15 protein-coding genes and 7 tRNA genes are annotated in these 16,679 nt (G+C 48.7%); 2 read left to right on the forward strand and 20 right to left on the reverse strand.

The annotated features are described in order from the left end of the window. Positions 1-12: 12 nt before the first annotated feature. Together ilvD and ilvA are read left to right on the forward strand one after the other, a co-directional pair. Entirely contained in the window at positions 13-1,854 is a 1,842-nt protein-coding gene (gene ilvD / locus A8L45_RS14365) for a dihydroxy-acid dehydratase (RefSeq protein WP_068903469.1), read from the forward strand. 3 nt (positions 1,855-1,857) lie between these two features. Then, positions 1,858-3,411 carry a threonine ammonia-lyase, biosynthetic gene (gene ilvA, locus A8L45_RS14370; protein ID WP_068903470.1) on the forward strand — a complete coding sequence of 518 codons (1,554 nt, stop codon included), beginning with the start codon at positions 1,858-1,860 and terminating at the stop codon, positions 3,409-3,411. A gap of 145 nt (positions 3,412-3,556) precedes the next feature. On the opposite strand, the gene A8L45_RS14375 is transcribed toward ilvA, so the two are convergent. From A8L45_RS14375 to atpB, 20 genes are all read right to left on the reverse strand, one after another. Next, on the reverse strand, positions 3,557-3,820 hold the full coding sequence (locus A8L45_RS14375) for a helix-turn-helix domain-containing protein (RefSeq protein ID WP_245680735.1): 264 nt from the start codon (positions 3,818-3,820) through the stop codon (positions 3,557-3,559). A 226-nt stretch (positions 3,821-4,046) separates the two neighbouring features. Next, positions 4,047-4,418, reverse strand: a complete 372-nt coding sequence (locus A8L45_RS14380) for a helix-turn-helix transcriptional regulator (RefSeq protein ID WP_068903472.1) — start codon at positions 4,416-4,418, stop codon at positions 4,047-4,049. A gap of 349 nt (positions 4,419-4,767) precedes the next feature. Further along, positions 4,768-6,606 (reverse strand): glutamine--fructose-6-phosphate transaminase (isomerizing), encoded by a 1,839-nt coding sequence (gene glmS / locus A8L45_RS14385; protein ID WP_068903474.1) that lies wholly within the window; start codon positions 6,604-6,606, stop codon positions 4,768-4,770. A gap of 23 nt (positions 6,607-6,629) precedes the next feature. After that, on the reverse strand, positions 6,630-7,394 hold the full coding sequence (locus A8L45_RS14390; RefSeq protein WP_068903476.1) for a DeoR/GlpR family DNA-binding transcription regulator: 765 nt from the start codon (positions 7,392-7,394) through the stop codon (positions 6,630-6,632). Positions 7,395-7,643: 249 nt separating this feature from the next. Next, positions 7,644-7,728 (reverse strand) — tRNA-Leu (locus A8L45_RS14395). A 43-nt stretch (positions 7,729-7,771) separates the two neighbouring features. Beyond that, a tRNA-Leu gene (locus A8L45_RS14400) sits at positions 7,772-7,858 on the reverse strand. Positions 7,859-7,957: 99 nt separating this feature from the next. After that, positions 7,958-8,034, reverse strand: a tRNA-Met gene (locus tag A8L45_RS14405). Between the two features lie 11 nt (positions 8,035-8,045). Further along, positions 8,046-8,120: transfer RNA gene (locus A8L45_RS14410), tRNA-Gln, on the reverse strand. Positions 8,121-8,156: 36 nt separating this feature from the next. Further along, positions 8,157-8,241: transfer RNA gene (locus tag A8L45_RS14415), tRNA-Leu, on the reverse strand. A gap of 37 nt (positions 8,242-8,278) precedes the next feature. Beyond that, a tRNA-Arg gene (locus tag A8L45_RS14420) sits at positions 8,279-8,355 on the reverse strand. 2 nt (positions 8,356-8,357) lie between these two features. Next, positions 8,358-8,432: transfer RNA gene (locus A8L45_RS14425), tRNA-Gln, on the reverse strand. Positions 8,433-8,573: 141 nt separating this feature from the next. Further along, positions 8,574-9,935 (reverse strand): bifunctional UDP-N-acetylglucosamine diphosphorylase/glucosamine-1-phosphate N-acetyltransferase GlmU, encoded by a 1,362-nt coding sequence (glmU, locus tag A8L45_RS14430; protein WP_068903478.1) that lies wholly within the window; start codon positions 9,933-9,935, stop codon positions 8,574-8,576. A 193-nt stretch (positions 9,936-10,128) separates the two neighbouring features. After that, the gene (locus A8L45_RS14435) at positions 10,129-10,554 is read right to left on the reverse strand and encodes a F0F1 ATP synthase subunit epsilon (RefSeq protein ID WP_068903480.1); all 426 of its coding nucleotides are present in this window, start codon (positions 10,552-10,554) and stop codon (positions 10,129-10,131) included. A gap of 18 nt (positions 10,555-10,572) precedes the next feature. After that, on the reverse strand, positions 10,573-11,976 hold the full coding sequence (atpD, locus tag A8L45_RS14440; RefSeq protein ID WP_068903482.1) for a F0F1 ATP synthase subunit beta: 1,404 nt from the start codon (positions 11,974-11,976) through the stop codon (positions 10,573-10,575). A gap of 35 nt (positions 11,977-12,011) precedes the next feature. After that, entirely contained in the window at positions 12,012-12,878 is an 867-nt protein-coding gene (gene atpG, locus A8L45_RS14445; RefSeq protein WP_068903484.1) for a F0F1 ATP synthase subunit gamma, read from the reverse strand. Between the two features lie 46 nt (positions 12,879-12,924). Next, positions 12,925-14,466, reverse strand: a complete 1,542-nt coding sequence (atpA, locus tag A8L45_RS14450; protein WP_068903486.1) for a F0F1 ATP synthase subunit alpha — start codon at positions 14,464-14,466, stop codon at positions 12,925-12,927. A 16-nt stretch (positions 14,467-14,482) separates the two neighbouring features. After that, positions 14,483-15,016, reverse strand: a complete 534-nt coding sequence (atpH, locus tag A8L45_RS14455) for a F0F1 ATP synthase subunit delta (protein WP_068903488.1) — start codon at positions 15,014-15,016, stop codon at positions 14,483-14,485. A gap of 15 nt (positions 15,017-15,031) precedes the next feature. Beyond that, positions 15,032-15,502 carry a F0F1 ATP synthase subunit B gene (atpF, locus tag A8L45_RS14460; protein WP_068903491.1) on the reverse strand — a complete coding sequence of 157 codons (471 nt, stop codon included), beginning with the start codon at positions 15,500-15,502 and terminating at the stop codon, positions 15,032-15,034. A 46-nt stretch (positions 15,503-15,548) separates the two neighbouring features. Continuing rightward, the gene (atpE, locus tag A8L45_RS14465) at positions 15,549-15,803 is read right to left on the reverse strand and encodes a F0F1 ATP synthase subunit C (protein ID WP_068903493.1); all 255 of its coding nucleotides are present in this window, start codon (positions 15,801-15,803) and stop codon (positions 15,549-15,551) included. A 63-nt stretch (positions 15,804-15,866) separates the two neighbouring features. Further along, positions 15,867-16,673, reverse strand: coding sequence for a F0F1 ATP synthase subunit A (gene atpB, locus A8L45_RS14470; protein ID WP_068903495.1), 807 nt, complete (start codon positions 16,671-16,673; stop codon positions 15,867-15,869). Positions 16,674-16,679: the final 6 nt, after the last annotated feature.

Below are 16,679 nucleotides of genomic sequence, written 5' to 3' on the forward strand. Positions count from 1 at the left end.
GGGAGAAGTATCATGCCAAAATATCGTTCATCCACCACCACTCACGGTAGGAATATGGCCGGAGCACGCGCATTGTGGCGTGCAACTGGCGTAAAAGATGAAGACTTCGGTAAACCTATCATTGCCGTCGTAAACTCATTCACTCAATTCGTTCCCGGACACGTCCACCTTAAAGACTTGGGACAGCTGGTCGCGGGGGAAATTGAGAAAGCAGGCGGTATCGCCAAAGAATTCAATACCATTGCCGTCGATGACGGCATCGCCATGGGTCACGGCGGCATGCTTTACAGTCTGCCATCACGCGAGCTTATCGCTGATTCTGTCGAGTATATGGTCAACGCGCACTGTGCTGACGCCATGGTGTGTATCTCCAACTGCGACAAGATCACTCCCGGAATGTTGATGGCTGCAATGCGACTTAATATTCCAGCCATCTTCGTGTCAGGTGGCCCAATGGAAGCAGGCAAGACCAAGCTATCGGATCAAATCCTCAAGCTCGATCTGGTTGATGCAATGATCCAAGGCGCGGATCCAAACGTGTCAGACGAACAAAGCGAGCAGATCGAACGATCAGCCTGTCCAACATGCGGTTCCTGTTCGGGTATGTTCACCGCCAACTCCATGAACTGCCTCACCGAGGCCCTTGGTCTCAGTCAACCCGGTAACGGTTCACTGCTGGCGACCCACGCAGACCGCGAAACGCTGTTTAGGACAGCCGGTCAACGCGTGGTTGAGCTAACCAAACGTTACTATGAGCAGGACGATGAGACTGCGCTGCCACGTAATATTGCCACCAAGCAAGCGTTTGAAAACGCTATGGCACTTGATATCGCCATGGGCGGTTCAACCAATACTGTTCTCCACTTGTTGGCGGCAGCTCAGGAAGGCGGTGTCGATTTCAACATGTCAGACATTGACCGCATGTCCCGCATCGTACCGCACCTCTGTAAAGTGGCACCATCAACCCAGAAATATCATATGGAAGACGTGCATCGCGCGGGTGGCGTTTATGGCATTTTAGGGGAGCTGGGACGTGCAAACCTGCTCAACACTTCAGTCAATAATGTACTGGGTAAAACACTGGCTGACACCTTGAAAGAATACGACATCATGGTGACCGAAAACGAGGCCATAGATTCTTTCTACCGCGCAGGCCCAGCGGGGATCAGAACCACCAAGGCGTTCTCGCAGGACTGTCGTTGGGACACGGTCGACAATGACCGTGAGAATGGCTGTATACGCACCAAAGAAAATGCATTCAGTCAGGACGGCGGTCTGGCGGTGCTATCAGGCAACATTGCCCTCGATGGCTGTATCGTAAAAACCGCGAGTGTCGATAAAGACAATCTGGTTTTCCGCGGCCCTGCTCATGTATTTGAGAGTCAGGATGACGCCGTTAACGGCATTCTTTCCAGCGAAGTAAAATCGGGCGAAGTGGTTGTTATCCGCTATGAAGGGCCAAAAGGCGGTCCGGGTATGCAGGAAATGCTTTACCCAACGACTTACCTGAAATCGATGGGATTAGGTAAAGAATGTGCCCTGCTGACCGATGGTCGCTTCTCCGGAGGTACCAGTGGATTGTCAATTGGTCACGTCTCTCCAGAGGCAGCAAATGGCGGAACCATAGCACTCGTCGAGCAGGGCGACATTATTGCCATCGATATTCCTAACCGCAGCATTGTGCTCGAAGTAGATGAACAGGAGCTTGCGCGTCGTGCACAGAAACTGGACGAGATAGGTTGGAAGCCAGCCAACAGAAAACGTCAGGTCTCTTTTGCTCTTAAAGCCTATGCTAGCATGGCAACCAGTGCGGACAAAGGCGCCGTTCGCGATAAAAGTAAGCTTGAGGAATAAATCATGAGTCAGGCAACACGCAGGGAATCAATCGCACTACCCACCGGGGCAGATTATCTGAGAGAGATCCTGAGAGCCCCCGTGTATGAAGCAGCCATCGTCTCACCACTGCAGGATATGCCGAGATTGTCTTCTCGGCTGAATAACCATATTCAGCTCAAACGGGAAGACAGACAGCCTGTTCATTCATTTAAGGTTCGTGGTGCCTACAACATGATGGCGCAGCTGACAGACGAGCAGAAACAGGCGGGGGTAATCGCTGCCTCTGCGGGTAATCATGCACAAGGTGTCGCACTGTCTGGGAATCAGTTGGGCGTTGAAGCGACCATTGTTATGCCGCGTACAACACCAGCTATTAAAGTTGATGCGGTACGAAGCTTCGGTGGGAATGTTGTGCTTCACGGCAGCAACTTTGACGAAGCCAAAGGCCGTGCACAGGAGCTGGCGGACGAGCACGGCTTCACCTTTATCCCTCCCTTTGACCATCCGGCTGTGATTGCCGGACAGGGCACTCTGGGAATGGAAATGCTTCAGCAAAATGGTCATATGGATTATGTGTTTGTGCCTGTGGGTGGCGGTGGTATCGCCGCAGGCGTCTCCGTACTGATAAAACAGCTGATGCCCCAAATCAAAGTGATAGGTGTTGAAGCTGAGGAGTCTGCCTGCCTCAAAGCAGCAATGGACAAAGGCTATCCGGTGGTGCTCGATAATGTCGGCACCTTTGCCGACGGTGTGGCCGTCAAGCGTATTGGTGACGAAACGTTCAGGCTTTGTCATCAGTATTTGGATGATGTGATCACCGTATCCAGTGATGAGATTTGTGCTGCAGTCAAAGATATCTTCGAGGATACCCGTGCTATCTCAGAGCCCTCAGGTGCTCTGTCACTGGCCGGACTCAAACAGTATGTTGAAACACATCAGTTGACCGGGAAAAACCTTGTTAACGTGCTGTCAGGAGCAAATACTAACTTCCATTCGTTACGTTACGTGTCTGAACGTGCTGAACTGGGTGAAAAACGGGAAGGTTTGCTGGCTGTTACGATTCCAGAGCGGACAGGCGCTTTTCTCGAGTTTTGTCATGTTCTGGGTGGCCGAGCAGTGACCGAGTTCAACTATCGGCACAGCGATAATGCTGACGCAAATATTTTTGTCGGTGTCAGACTACTCAACGGACAGGAAGAACTGGATGCCATCATGGTTGACCTGCAGCAGGCTGGCTACCCCGTCGTTGATCTGTCAGACGATGAAATGGCAAAAGTCCATGTCCGCTACATGATTGGTGGCAAGCCATCGAAGCCGCTTAACGAGAAGCTTTATAGCTTTGAGTTTCCTGAATATCCCGGCGCGCTCATCAAGTTTCTCAACACGTTGGGAACCCATTGGAATATCAGCCTGTTCAACTATCGCAACCATGGCTCTGATTACGGCCGAGTTCTCTGTGGTTTTGAACTGGAAGACAAGGATTTGCTGGAATTTTCCTCTCACCTCAGAGACCTTGGCTACCAATGGAAGGACGTCAGTAAGACGCCCTCGTACAACTTTTTCCTCGCAAACTAAAAAAACCGGCCTCAGAGCCGGTTCTTTTTTCACTACTGGGATGAAAACTAACGTTGAGTTTGGTAATCCAGAAGATATTCTGCGAGTGATAATGCTTGTTCAATAACAAGATCTCGCGCTGACACAGGCAGCTGTCCCACCAACATCATGAGCGTCCCGAGTTCTTCTCGATAAGTAAACGCGATATCTCCGCGACTACTTCGCCATAAAGAAACCAGTTAAGTGGACGCCCAGTCACCTCTGCAATAGCTACAAGAGATGATATTTTTGGCTCTGTTTTACCAGACTCGATGTCCAGATAAGTTTGTCTGGCAACACCAAGCCTTTGCGCCACGTCCATCTGAGTAAGATTTCTGTATTCCCTTGCTTGTCTTATACGCTGTGCAACCTGCGATTTTACAATCACCATAAGCTTCTATCCCAAGCATCGGGTGCAGAATATCGGGCTTTTCCTTTATTCTGACACGCCATTCCGCAAACTTTGCATTATGCACGGCAGCCTGCGGTAAGCATGGGAAAAGTTGCTCGAAGTGTGAGTCTAGACTTGCGTTGCCCAAGGCAAATGACAGCCTTCAACCAGCAAATCTATTTTCACAGACATAGCGTATTATCAAGCTCATACAGTAAGTAAGCACTCAATTTCTCTGGGCGGATTTTGAATAATTCACCAAGAAGGAGGCCATATTTACACTCTGATTGAGTATGGCTGTCCGTGCCTCGTGAGGGAGCTTTGAGAAATGCTCCAACAGGCGATTAACGTCCTGTTTGTATTGCACATCATGAAGCTCAACATCCGCATCACCGTACACAAACCAAACCAGTGGGCGTTCCGTAATATCTGCAATTTCAGACAACATGCGTACACGCGGCTCTGTCTTCCCTGTTTCTATATCCAGATACGTTTGCCTTGCCACAGACAGCAGTTTGGCCATTTTTACCTGAGTTATTCCTTTCCACTCACGAGCTTCTTTTATTCTTTTCGCAACTTGCGATTTTGAGTCGATCATATCTCACTCCCTAAAACGTACAGTCTTGTTTTTTTGCTGTTTGAGCACCATTATGCACAATGCGCGCCAACTATTTAGACAGGGGATTATTTAACTGAAATCATGATGTTATGTAATCAATACGTCATACTGTAAATAAAACTGGGCTTGATGTCTGATATTGACTGCGAAATGATTTGCAAAATGCAAAAATCGTTAAATGCGAATGAATCTGCTTACTGCAGTTTGCGTGGAAATCAGTATTAGCTCACTGATGTGAAGGGATAGCGCACCGATAGTAACAGGGGTATGTATTGACCTTTAGTCAGTAAAACATACCCCAGAAAACACAAGCTATAATCTGACCAAATTATTCCACAGTGACGGCTTTGGCGAGGTTGCGGGGCTGATCAACGTCAGTCCCTTTAATCAAGGCGACGTGATAGGCCAGCAATTGCATCGGTAAGGTATAGAAAATAGGGGCGACCAGTTCATCAACATGAGGCATGGCAATGATCTTCATTCCCTCTGATTCAACGAATCCAGCATCCTGATCCGCGAACACGTAAAGCTGCCCTCCACGCGCCCGGACTTCCTCAATATTAGATTTGAGTTTCTCGAGTAAATCATTATTAGGAGCAACGACAATCACTGGCATATCAGCATCTATAAGAGCCAGAGGACCATGTTTCAGCTCGCCAGCCGCGTAGGCTTCAGCATGAATGTAAGAGATCTCTTTGAGCTTCAGAGCAGCCTCAATAGCAATTGGGTAAAATTCCCCTCTTCCTAAAAACAGCGCATGATGCTTCTCAGCAAAGTCTTCTGCCAACTGCTCGATATCTTTATCAAATGCCAGAGCTTGTTCCAGCGTTGCGGGCAGCCGATGCAAAGTGTCTGCGATCTTCGCCTCCAGCTTTTCATCAATACGTCGTTGAATTTTGCCCACGGCAGTCACCAGCATCAGTAAAGATGCCAACTGAGTAGTGAAGGCTTTGGTTGACGCTACACCGATTTCGGTTCCAGCGCGGGTCATGAAGGCTAAATCAGACTCACGGACCAGCGATGAGCCAGGCACATTGCAGATAGCCATTGCAGCCATATAGCCGCGTTGTTTTGCCAAACGCAGTGCTGCCAGCGTATCTGCCGTTTCACCTGACTGCGAGATAGTCAGCAGTAAGCTATTTGGGCGGCTGACAAAGTTGCGGTACCGAAACTCTGAGGCAATTTCAACGTCGCAACTTATACCAGCAATCGACTCAAACCAATAACGAGCCACCAGCCCCGCATTGTAGGAAGTCCCGCAAGCGATAATCTGAATATGCTGGGCCTTGGAAAAAATCTCTTCCGCACCCTGACCAAAACTTTCACCCAGGATGCTTTTACTACCCAGCCTGCTCTCGAAGGTGTTGGTCAAAGCAGCTGGCTGTTCGAAGATCTCTTTTTGCATGTAGTGGCGATATTGTCCCTTATCAGCCGCATCCTGTGTGATGGATGATTCCTGCATATTGCGTTCAACAGGGTTACCCTCGACATCGAATATCTCGATATCCCGGCGGCTGACACGGGCAATATCCCCTTCCTCAAGGAAAATAAAACGTCGAGTCACATTCAGAAGTGCAAGTTGGTCAGAAGCCAAGAAATTTTCACCAATCCCACAGCCAATGACCAATGGGCTGCCTGAGCGAGCCGCTACCAAGTGCTCTGGCTGACGTCTGTCCATAACGACAGTACCGTAAGCACCTTCAAGCTGCCCAATGGTGCGCTGAAACGCAGCGAGGAGGTCCCCTCCATGCTGGTTCAGTTCCCAGTCAACCAAATGACAAATCACCTCAGTATCTGTATCAGACGTAAACTGATAGCCCCGCTGTTCAAGTTGTTCACGAAGTAGCTGATGATTTTCAATGATCCCATTATGAACAACGGCAATGTGTTCACCGGACATATGCGGATGGGCATTCGCCTCGCTCGGCTCACCATGGGTCGCCCAACGAGTGTGAGCAATTCCGGTACCACCCTCAACAGCAGTATCGGCAACTGAGTCGGCAAGAGCTTTTACCTTGCCTAGCCGTCTTAAACGATGCAACGCTCCATCTGGAGTCGTGACCGCAAGGCCTGCTGAATCGTAGCCTCTGTACTCAAGACGTTTAAGACCTTCAACAAGAATTTCAGCCACGTCACGTTGAGCTACTGCTCCCACTATCCCGCACATATATGTCCTTTCAATCTGTAAAATTAGCTATCGGCACAGATAACGACTATGCCCTTATTTTCAATTTCTCGTTTGGTGTCACTGTCGAGCCCACTATCAGTGATCAAAGTGCTGATCGATTGCCATGGCAGCTCAAGATTTGGGATCTTACGGCCAATTTTATCGGACTCGACCATAACAACCACTTCCCTCGATACATCGGCCATTACTCTGCTAAGACCAATAAGCTCGTTGAAAGTCGTCGTACCACGTTCAACATCAATACCGTCTGCGCCGATAAATAACTGGTCAAAGTCATAGGATCTAAGTGCCTGCTCTGCTACCTGCCCCTGAAAAGCCTCTGAATGGGGATCCCAAGTTCCCCCCGTCATTAGAAGTGTGACTTCTCGTTCGAGCTCATTAATCGTATTCGCAACTTTCAGCGAATTGGTCATGACGACCAATCCATGCTTCTGGCTAAGCAGTGGCATTAGAGCCGCTGTTGTGGAGCCACTGTCGATCACGATTCTGTTGTGGTCGCGGATCCGCTCAGCTGCCGCCTGCGCAATCTTTTTCTTTCGTTCCGAAACTTTAACAACACTCTCCGAAACCATTTCTGCTGGAACAGGCACTGCACCGCCGTAGCGACGAAGTAGAATTCCATTCTTCTCCAGCTCTGCCAAGTCTTTACGAATAGTAACTTCTGAAGTTTCGAATAATGAAGAGAGTTTATCAACGCTAACTTCCCCCTGCTCAGACAACATAGCCATGATGGCATGGCGTCTTTGCTGGGTATTACGTTTCGACATGTAACCACCAAACTTTCGTTTCGAAAGATAATATTATAGTTTGAAAAAAGATCAAGTTGAGTAATGGTACAAAGACCACATTTTATGGAGCCTATTATACCTAAATAACAAGGTGTGTAGCGTGAAGGGAAAGTAACAGAAATAAGGAATGGGTCTTGTACTGATAAGTGAAAAGGGTGTTACGCCGATAAAAGGGAATAAAAAGTGCAGATAGAAAAAAAAGCAGGCCTAAAGGCCTGCTTTCAATCATGGTGCGGAAGGAGAGACTTGAACTCTCACACCTTGCGGCGCCAGAACCTAAATCTGGTGCGTCTACCAATTCCGCCACTTCCGCAAATTGTTGTCTGTCACAGAGGCAAACTCTATGAGGCACTGTATGGTGCGGGGGGAGGGACTTGAACCCTCACATCCTTTCGGACACTAGCACCTGAAGCTAGCGCGTCTACCAATTCCGCCACCGCCGCAAAACTCAAGACGTTACCCTTTAAGGTCAAACAGCTGGTAGCGCTGCTTCGTCTGTCGAAGTTACTCTTTTACCGATAAAAGTGCAACTTCTGTATAAATGGTGGCTACGACGGGATTCGAACCTGTGACCCCATCATTATGAGTGATGTGCTCTAACCAACTGAGCTACGTAGCCAACCTGAATAATGGCTGGGGTACCAGGATTCGAACCTGGGAATGACGGGATCAAAACCCGTTGCCTTACCGCTTGGCGATACCCCAACAATAACACGCTATAAAGCCTGTTATATAAATAAATGGTGCGGAAGGAGAGACTTGAACTCTCACACCTTGCGGCGCCAGAACCTAAATCTGGTGCGTCTACCAATTCCGCCACTTCCGCACACCTAATTGTTCATCTATTTCCGTTAGGAAAGAGATGGCGCGTCCGGGAGGATTCGAACCTCCGACCGCCTGGTTCGTAGCCAGGTACTCTATCCAGCTGAGCTACGGACGCGTTGGCTGGGGTACCAGGATTCGAACCTGGGAATGACGGGATCAAAACCCGTTGCCTTACCGCTTGGCGATACCCCAACTGAGGCGCGTATAATAGGGTGGAATAACTTAGCCGTCAACCCCCTATTTTTCGTTTGCTTAGCTTTTAACCAAACCAGTGAAAAAAGTCGTTATCCGATTTAAAGAGAGCACCGTTATACGGTGCTCATCAACAATCAGCTAGCGCTTTTTCACTGGACGCTGCCAGCCATCAATGGTGCGTGCTTTTGCACGACTGATGGCCAGTTGGTTCTCGCTTACGTTTGAGGTCAAGGTGGTGCCAGCACCAATGGTAGCTCCGCGATGGACAGTGACAGGAGCAATGAGCTGACTGTCAGAGCCAACGAATACATCATCCTCGATGATTGTCTGATGCTTATTGGCACCATCATAGTTACAGGTGATGGTACCCGCACCAATATTTACACGCTGCCCAATTCTTGCATCGCCGAGGTAAGTGAGATGATTGGCTTTTGAGCCTTGCCCAAGCGATGCATTTTTCATTTCAACGAAATTGCCAACATGACTGTCTCCAACGAGTTCAGCACCGGGACGCAGACGGGTGAAAGGCCCAACAGTACAATCCTCACCCACGGAGGCACCATCAATGATGCTGTATGGGCGAACAACAGTATTATCATCAATCTCGCAGTCTTTCAGTACACAGCCAGCACCGATGAGAACATTATCACCAAGTGTTACCTGTCCTTCGACAATCACATTGACATCTATTTCAACATCTACACCACATTGTAAAGAACCACGCAGGTCAAAACGCGCCGGATCACGCAGCATAACACCGGAAGTCAAAAGCTCTTTCGCCTGTTGTGCCTGATAAGCACGTTCTAGTCTGGCCAGTTGCACGCGGTTGTTAACGCCTTCTACCTCTATTGTGCTTTCTGGGTGAACAGCTTCAACCGCACGTCCCTCATCATGGGCGAGTGCGATGATATCGGTAAGATAATATTCGGCCTGTGCATTGTCATTTTTAAGCATGGATAGCCAACGGCGGAGATCGCGCCCTGTAGCTACCATTACACCAGTATTAATTTCACAGATAAGCTTCTGCTCCGGCGTGGCATCCTTGTCTTCCACGATAGCCACCACAGGCCCATTTCGGCGAACAATGCGGCCATAACCTGAAGGATCGTCCAATACCACAGTCAAAAGGGCAATGCCGCCCTCAGGCTGAGCTTCCAGTAGGTTTTCTATGGTCTTGTCGCTGATAAGCGGCACATCGCCGTACAATACCAGTATTTGTTCATCATCACGGAACGCATCAGACGCCTGATTAACAGCATGACCAGTACCCAACTGTTCAGCCTGCAACACCCAGTTCAATGTCTCTTCTGCCAGCGTGGCTTTCATCTTATCTGCGCCGTGGCCGAAAACCAAATGAAGGTTATCTGCACCAGCTGTCTGGCAAGTGTCGATAACATGTTTGACCATTGGCCTACCCGCTAAGGTATGAAGGACCTTAGGCAGATTTGAATACATACGGGTCCCTTTACCCGCAGCGAGAATAACCGCGCTGAAATTCATGGGTTGTATATTCCTTAAACTGAGTGATTGGACACTATTTTAAAGGGAAATAACGAAAAAGGGCAGGGTAAGAAAAATAAACAGGCAAAGTGTGTCCAATAAATCGGCGAAATTGAGACAACACATCTCGACATATAAAATTTAGCCATTAAAAAAGCGGCCAATATGGCCGCTTTTTTCTTTGGCTGGCAAATTATTTGCGAACGCGCTTTGTCAGCTCGATAACTCGAAGCTGGGCAATCGCTTTTGCCAAATCACTGGCCGCCTGAGCAAAGTCCATATCATCGTGCCTATCGAGCATTTGCTCTTCAGCACGACGCTTCGCTTCTTCAGCCTTGGCCTGATCCAGCTCTTCACCACGAATTGCGGTGTCAGCAAGCACAGTCACTGCACTCGGTTGTACTTCCAGCGTACCACCAGAAAGGTAAATTACCTCTTCCTGGCCGTCTTGCTTGGCAATACGGATCATGCCTGGCGTGATGGCGGTTAGCAGCGGGGTGTGATTAGGGAAAATACCCAGTTCACCCTCGCTACCGGTCACCTGAATTGACTCAGCGCCACCTGAGAAAAGTTCTTTCTCAGCACTGACCACATCCAGATGGAAGGTTTTCGCTGCCATATCGCCTCCTAACAAGCCTTACAGCTTCTTCGCGTTCTCAAGTACTTCGTCAATCGCACCACAGTACATAAATGCCTGCTCTGGGATATCATCGTACTCACCCGCTAGAAGACCCTTAAAGCTACGTAGGGTATCTTTCAGCGAAACGTAAACACCTTTCTGACCAGTGAAGACTTCTGCAACGTGATAGTTTTGCGTCAGGAAACGCTCAATCTTACGTGCACGTGCAACAGTCAACTTGTCTTCTTCAGACAGCTCGTCCATACCCAGAATAGCAATGATATCTTTCAGCTCTTTGTAACGCTGAAGAACACTTTGCACGCCACGGGCAATCTCGTAGTGCTCCTGACCAACAACCAGTGGATCAAGCATACGTGATGTTGAATCCAGTGGGTCGATCGCAGGGTATAGACCCAGAGAAGCGATTTGACGAGACAGTACAACCGTTGCATCCAAGTGAGCAAAGGTGGTCGCTGGCGATGGGTCAGTCAAGTCATCTGCAGGAACGTAAACGGCCTGAACAGATGTGATAGAACCCGTCTTAGTCGACGTAATACGCTCTTGAAGTACACCCATCTCTTCAGCCAGTGTAGGCTGATAACCTACTGCTGAAGGCATACGACCCAGAAGTGCTGATACCTCAGTACCGGCTAGGGTGTAACGATAGATGTTATCGATAAACAGAAGTACATCACGGCCTTCATCACGGAACTTCTCAGCCATAGTCAGGCCAGTCAGTGCTACGCGCAGACGGTTACCCGGTGGCTCGTTCATCTGACCATATACCATGGCTACTTTTGATTCTTCTGGGTTTTCGATGTTTACAACACCCGCTTCCTGCATTTCGTGGTAGAAGTCGTTACCTTCACGGGTACGCTCACCAACACCAGCAAATACTGAAAGGCCAGAGTGTTGCAGTGCGATGTTGTTGATAAGCTCCATCATGTTAACGGTCTTACCTACACCTGCACCACCGAACAGACCGATTTTACCACCCTTGGCAAATGGACAAATCAGGTCGATAACTTTAACACCCGTTTCCAGAAGCTCAGTCGCGTTAGACTGGTCTTCATAACTTGGTGCTTCACGGTGAATAGAATAGCGCTCTTTCTCACCGATATCTCCGCGCTCGTCGATAGAGTCACCCAGAACGTTCATGATACGTCCAAGAGTTTCTGAACCAACTGGCACTTCGATTGGTTTACCTGTGTTTTCTACTTCCAGTCCACGACGCAGACCGTCAGAAGAACCCATAGCGATGGTACGTACGATACCACCACCAAGCTGTTGCTGAACTTCCAGCACCAGACGCTCGCCTTCACGTTTCACATTTAGTGCATCATATACCTGAGGTACAGACTCTTGTGAAAACTCTACGTCGACTACCGCACCGATGATCTGGACGATCTTACCTGTAGCCATCGTTATTCCTCTAAAATAGTTCGTTGGCCCTTGCCTTAAACAGCCGCTGCACCGGAAACGATTTCCGACAGCTCCTGAGTAATTGCAGCCTGACGGGCTTTGTTGTACACCAGTTGCAGTTCATCAATGAGATTTCCTGCGTTATCTGTTGCAGCTTTCATCGCAACCATACGTGCAGCTTGTTCGCACGCTAGGTTCTCTACAACCCCTTGATACACCTGTGATTCGACATAACGAACCAGCAGAGTATCCAGCAGAGGTTTAGGCTCAGGCTCATAGACATAGTCCCAAGCATGGTTGCGTTGCATGTCTTCGTCTTCGGACTTAGGCAAAGGCAGCAATTGATCGATTACTGGTTCCTGCGTCATGGTATTTACAAAGTTGTTGTAAACCAGATACAGGCGGTCCAGTTGGCCTTCATCATATTTTTTCAGCATGACACCGACAGTACCGATGAGTTCGTCGAGAGATGGGTTATCACCCATACCCGAAACCTGTGCTGAAACATTTCCACCGTAAGTGTTAAAGAAAGCTATGGCTTTTGACCCAATAAGAGCAGTGTCAACATCGACACCTTTCTCAGACCATGCCTGCATATCTTTTACCGCACGTTTGAACATATTAATGTTCAAACCACCACATAGGCCGCGGTCAGTAGAAACAATGATGTAACCGACGCGCTTGGCTTCCCGCTCTTCCATATAAGGATGGCGATACTCGAGGTTACCAAGTGCGACATGACCGATCACTTTGCGCATAGTGACCGCGTATGGACGTGATGACTGCATAGCTTCTTGCGAACGACGCATTTTAGAAGCTGCCACCATTTCCATCGCTTTGGTGATTTTCTGCGTGTTTTCAACGCTTCCAATCTTATTGCGAATTTCTTTTCCGCCGGCCATCGTTACTCTCCATTACCAGAAGACCGCCAAAGCGGCCTTCTGCGCATTACCAAGTTTGCGTTGCCTTGAAATCTTCAACCAGCTTGGTCAGCTGACCTTCAATTTCACCGTTGTAGTTACCAGTCTCATCGATCTGAGCAACTAACTCGGCGTGCTGTGACTTAGCAAACGCCAGCAGTGCGGCTTCAAAGTCGCCCAGCTTGTCGGTGTCAACATCTGTCAGGAAACCTTTTTCTGCAGCAAAAATGACCAGAGCCTGTTCAAATACAGACATTGGTGCATACTGCTTTTGCTTCATAAGCTCGGTTACTTTCTGACCGTGGTCCAGCTGCTTCTTCGTTGCGTCATCAAGGTCAGATGAGAACTGAGCAAACGCCGCCAGTTCACGGTACTGAGCCAGAGCAGTACGGATACCGCCAGACAGCTTTTTGATGATTTTTGTTTGAGCAGAACCACCAACACGCGATACAGAAATACCTGGGTCAACCGCTGGACGGATACCTGCGTTAAACAGTTCCGTTTGCAGGAAGATCTGACCATCGGTGATAGAGATAACGTTCGTCGGTACGAATGCAGATACGTCACCCGCTTGCGTCTCGATGATAGGCAGTGCAGTCAGTGAACCTGTCTTACCTTTCACTTCACCTTTGGTAAAGTTCTCAACGTAATCGGCGCTAACACGTGCAGCACGCTCAAGCAGACGAGAGTGAAGATAGAAAACATCACCAGGGAAGGCTTCACGGCCCGGTGGACGACGCAGTAGCAAAGAAATCTGACGATAAGCAACAGCTTGCTTTGACAGATCATCATATACGATTAGCGCGTCTTCACCGCGGTCACGGAAGTACTCACCCATAGCACAACCAGCATATGGAGCAAGGTATTGCAGGGCCGCAGCTTCAGAAGCAGACGCAACGACAACAATAGTGTTCTTCAGTGCATCGTGCTCTTCCAGCTTACGTACAACGTTCGCAATGGTAGAGGCTTTCTGGCCGATCGCTACATAAATTGAGTAGATGCCAGAGTCTTTCTGGTTAATGATCGCATCGATTGCCAGTGCGGTCTTACCCGTCTGACGGTCACCGATAACCAGCTCACGCTGACCACGGCCGATTGGGATCATTGAGTCAACAGACTTATATCCTGTTTGTACAGGTTGGTCGACTGACTGACGTGCGATAACACCCGGTGCGATAACTTCTACAGGAGAAGTCAGCTTTGCCTCAATCGGGCCTTTACCGTCGATTGGCTCACCCAGTGTGTTAACAACACGACCAAGTAGTTCAGGACCTACTGGCACTTCAAGAATGCGGCCAGTGCCTGTTACTTTCATGCCTTCCTGAAGGTCAGCATATGGACCCATCACAACCGCACCAACAGAGTCGCGCTCAAGGTTAAGCGCCAGTGCAAAACGGTTGCCTGGTAGTTCAATCATTTCACCTTGCATTGCGTCAGCAAGGCCATGGATGCGAATGATACCGTCGCTGACTGACACGATGGTACCTTCGTTGCGAGCTTCACTTACAACGTCGAATTTTTCGATACGTTGTTTGATCAGATCGCTAATCTCCGTGGAATTAAGTTGCATGCTCCAATTCCCCAAATCAAGACTGCAATGCATCGCTCAGGCGGCGAATACGACCGCTTACTGAGTTATCGATGACCAAGTCTCCAGCTCGAATCACAACCCCGGCAACCAGGGTCTCGTCTACACTACAGTTCAGCTTTACTTTGCGCTCAAGGCGCGCTTCTAGCTTGACGGCAATGGCGTCAAGTTGCGCTTGTTCAAGCGCAACAGCAGAGAGAATGTCAACATCCACCTGCTTTTCGTGTTCACGGCGCAATGCCATAAACTGATCGCACACTTCCGGCAACGCTTTCAAGCGGCCATTATCAGCCATCACCTTTATCAGGTTCTGGCCGTTTTCATTGAGCTGCTCACCAGATACTGAAACAAAAATATCAACCAGTTTATCGGCAGTGACTGCACCACTTAGTAAATTAGCGATAGTTTCGTTTCTGGTGACCTCGGCAGAAAAAGCAAGCATTTCAGACCATTGGTCTAGCTCGTTTTTCTCTACCGCCAAATCAAATGCTGCTTTAGCGTAGGGGCGTGCAATAGTTGTCAGTTCAGACATGACGGCCCCTCCTCATTAAAGTTCTGCAGTGATTTTTTCGAGAATATCTTTATGAGCAGACTCATCAATAGAGCGCTCCAGAATCTTCTCAGCACCGATAACGGCTAGAGTTGCAACTTGTTTGCGCAGTTCATCGCGAGCACGGTTGCGTTCAGCATCAATTTCAGCTTTACCCTGAGTCAGGATATTGTCGCGTTCAGCATTTGCTTCTTCACGAGCTTCATCAATAATTTGTGCTTTACGCTTGTTTGCCTGCTCGATGATCTCAGTTGCAGCGCGCTTTGCTTCCGCCAGTTGGTCAGAAGCATTAGCCTGGGCCAAATCCAGGTCTTTTGCGGCACGATCAGCCGCCGCTAGACCGTCAGCAATTTTCTTCTGACGCTCCTCAATCGCTTGCATTAATGGTGGCCATACATATTTCATGCAGAACACCACAAACATGAAGAATGCGATCGCCTGGCCAATCAGAGTAGCGTTGATATTCACAACAGCGCCTCCCTTCTAGTTAGCTTCAGGTAAGAGTTCAAGCGACTTAAGCAAGTTGGCCAACGAACGGGTTATTAAAGATGATAAGCAGAGCGATAACGATACCGATCATTGGGATAGCATCCAGTAGGCCTGCGATGATGAACATTTTCACCTGCAGCATTGGAGCCATCTCTGGTTGGCGAGCTGCACCTTCCAGGAATTTACCGCCGAGAATTGCAAAGCCAATTGCTGTACCCAGTGCAGCAAGACCTACAATGACGCCAACGGCAATTGCAGAAAAGCCTAATAAAGTTTCCATCACTATCTCCAGTTTCTTGTTGTCGGCACTATGCCGGAAAAGTAGAAAAAAAATTAAAAATTATTAATGGTCATCCACTGCGTGTGCCTGAGACAGGTACACAATGGTAAGCATCATAAATACAAAGGCCTGGATTGTAATTACCAGGATATGGAATATTGCCCAAGGCAATGATCCCAGCCATTGTCCCCACCATGGCAGCAGAGCTGCACACAGGATAAACACCACCTCACCCGCAAACATATTACCGAACAAACGCATGCCGAGAGAAAGCGGTTTCGCGAGTAGCGAGATCACTTCCAGCATAAGGTTGAAAGGAATAGCAATTGGATGATTGAATGGGTGAAGCGCAAGCTCTTTTGCAAAGCCACCAAGGCCTTTCATTTTGATGCTGTAGTACACCATCAAAGCAAAGACACTTATGGCCATACCCATAGTGATGTTGACGTCTGCCGAAGGAACAACTTTAAGGTATGGGATGCCTGCCAGTTCCGCTGGATACGGAAGAAAATCAATGGGCACAAGGTCCATTAAGTTCATCAGAAATATCCAGACGAAAATCGTCAGAGCCAAAGGTGCTATTAACGGGTTTTTTCCCTGGAAAGTATCACGAACGTTTTCGTCCACGAACTCTACCAGAATCTCAACCGCGCATTGGAGCTTACCCGGGACCCCTGTCGTTGCTTTCTTAGCTACTGAGCGGAACAGCCATAAGAAGCCGAAACCGAGCAGAACAGAGAAAAACAGGCTATCTATATTTAACGTCCAGAAACTTCCTGGCTCCACAAGACCCAGCTTGTCAGTTGACAAGTGTTGTAAGTGGTGCTGGATGTAACTTTCTGACGTAAGCGCATCACCTGACGCAGCCATAACTCA

It is taken from the genome of Veronia pacifica (genome assembly GCF_001707825.1).
In the GTDB taxonomy this organism is placed as follows: Bacteria; Pseudomonadota; Gammaproteobacteria; order Enterobacterales; family Vibrionaceae; genus Veronia; species Veronia pacifica.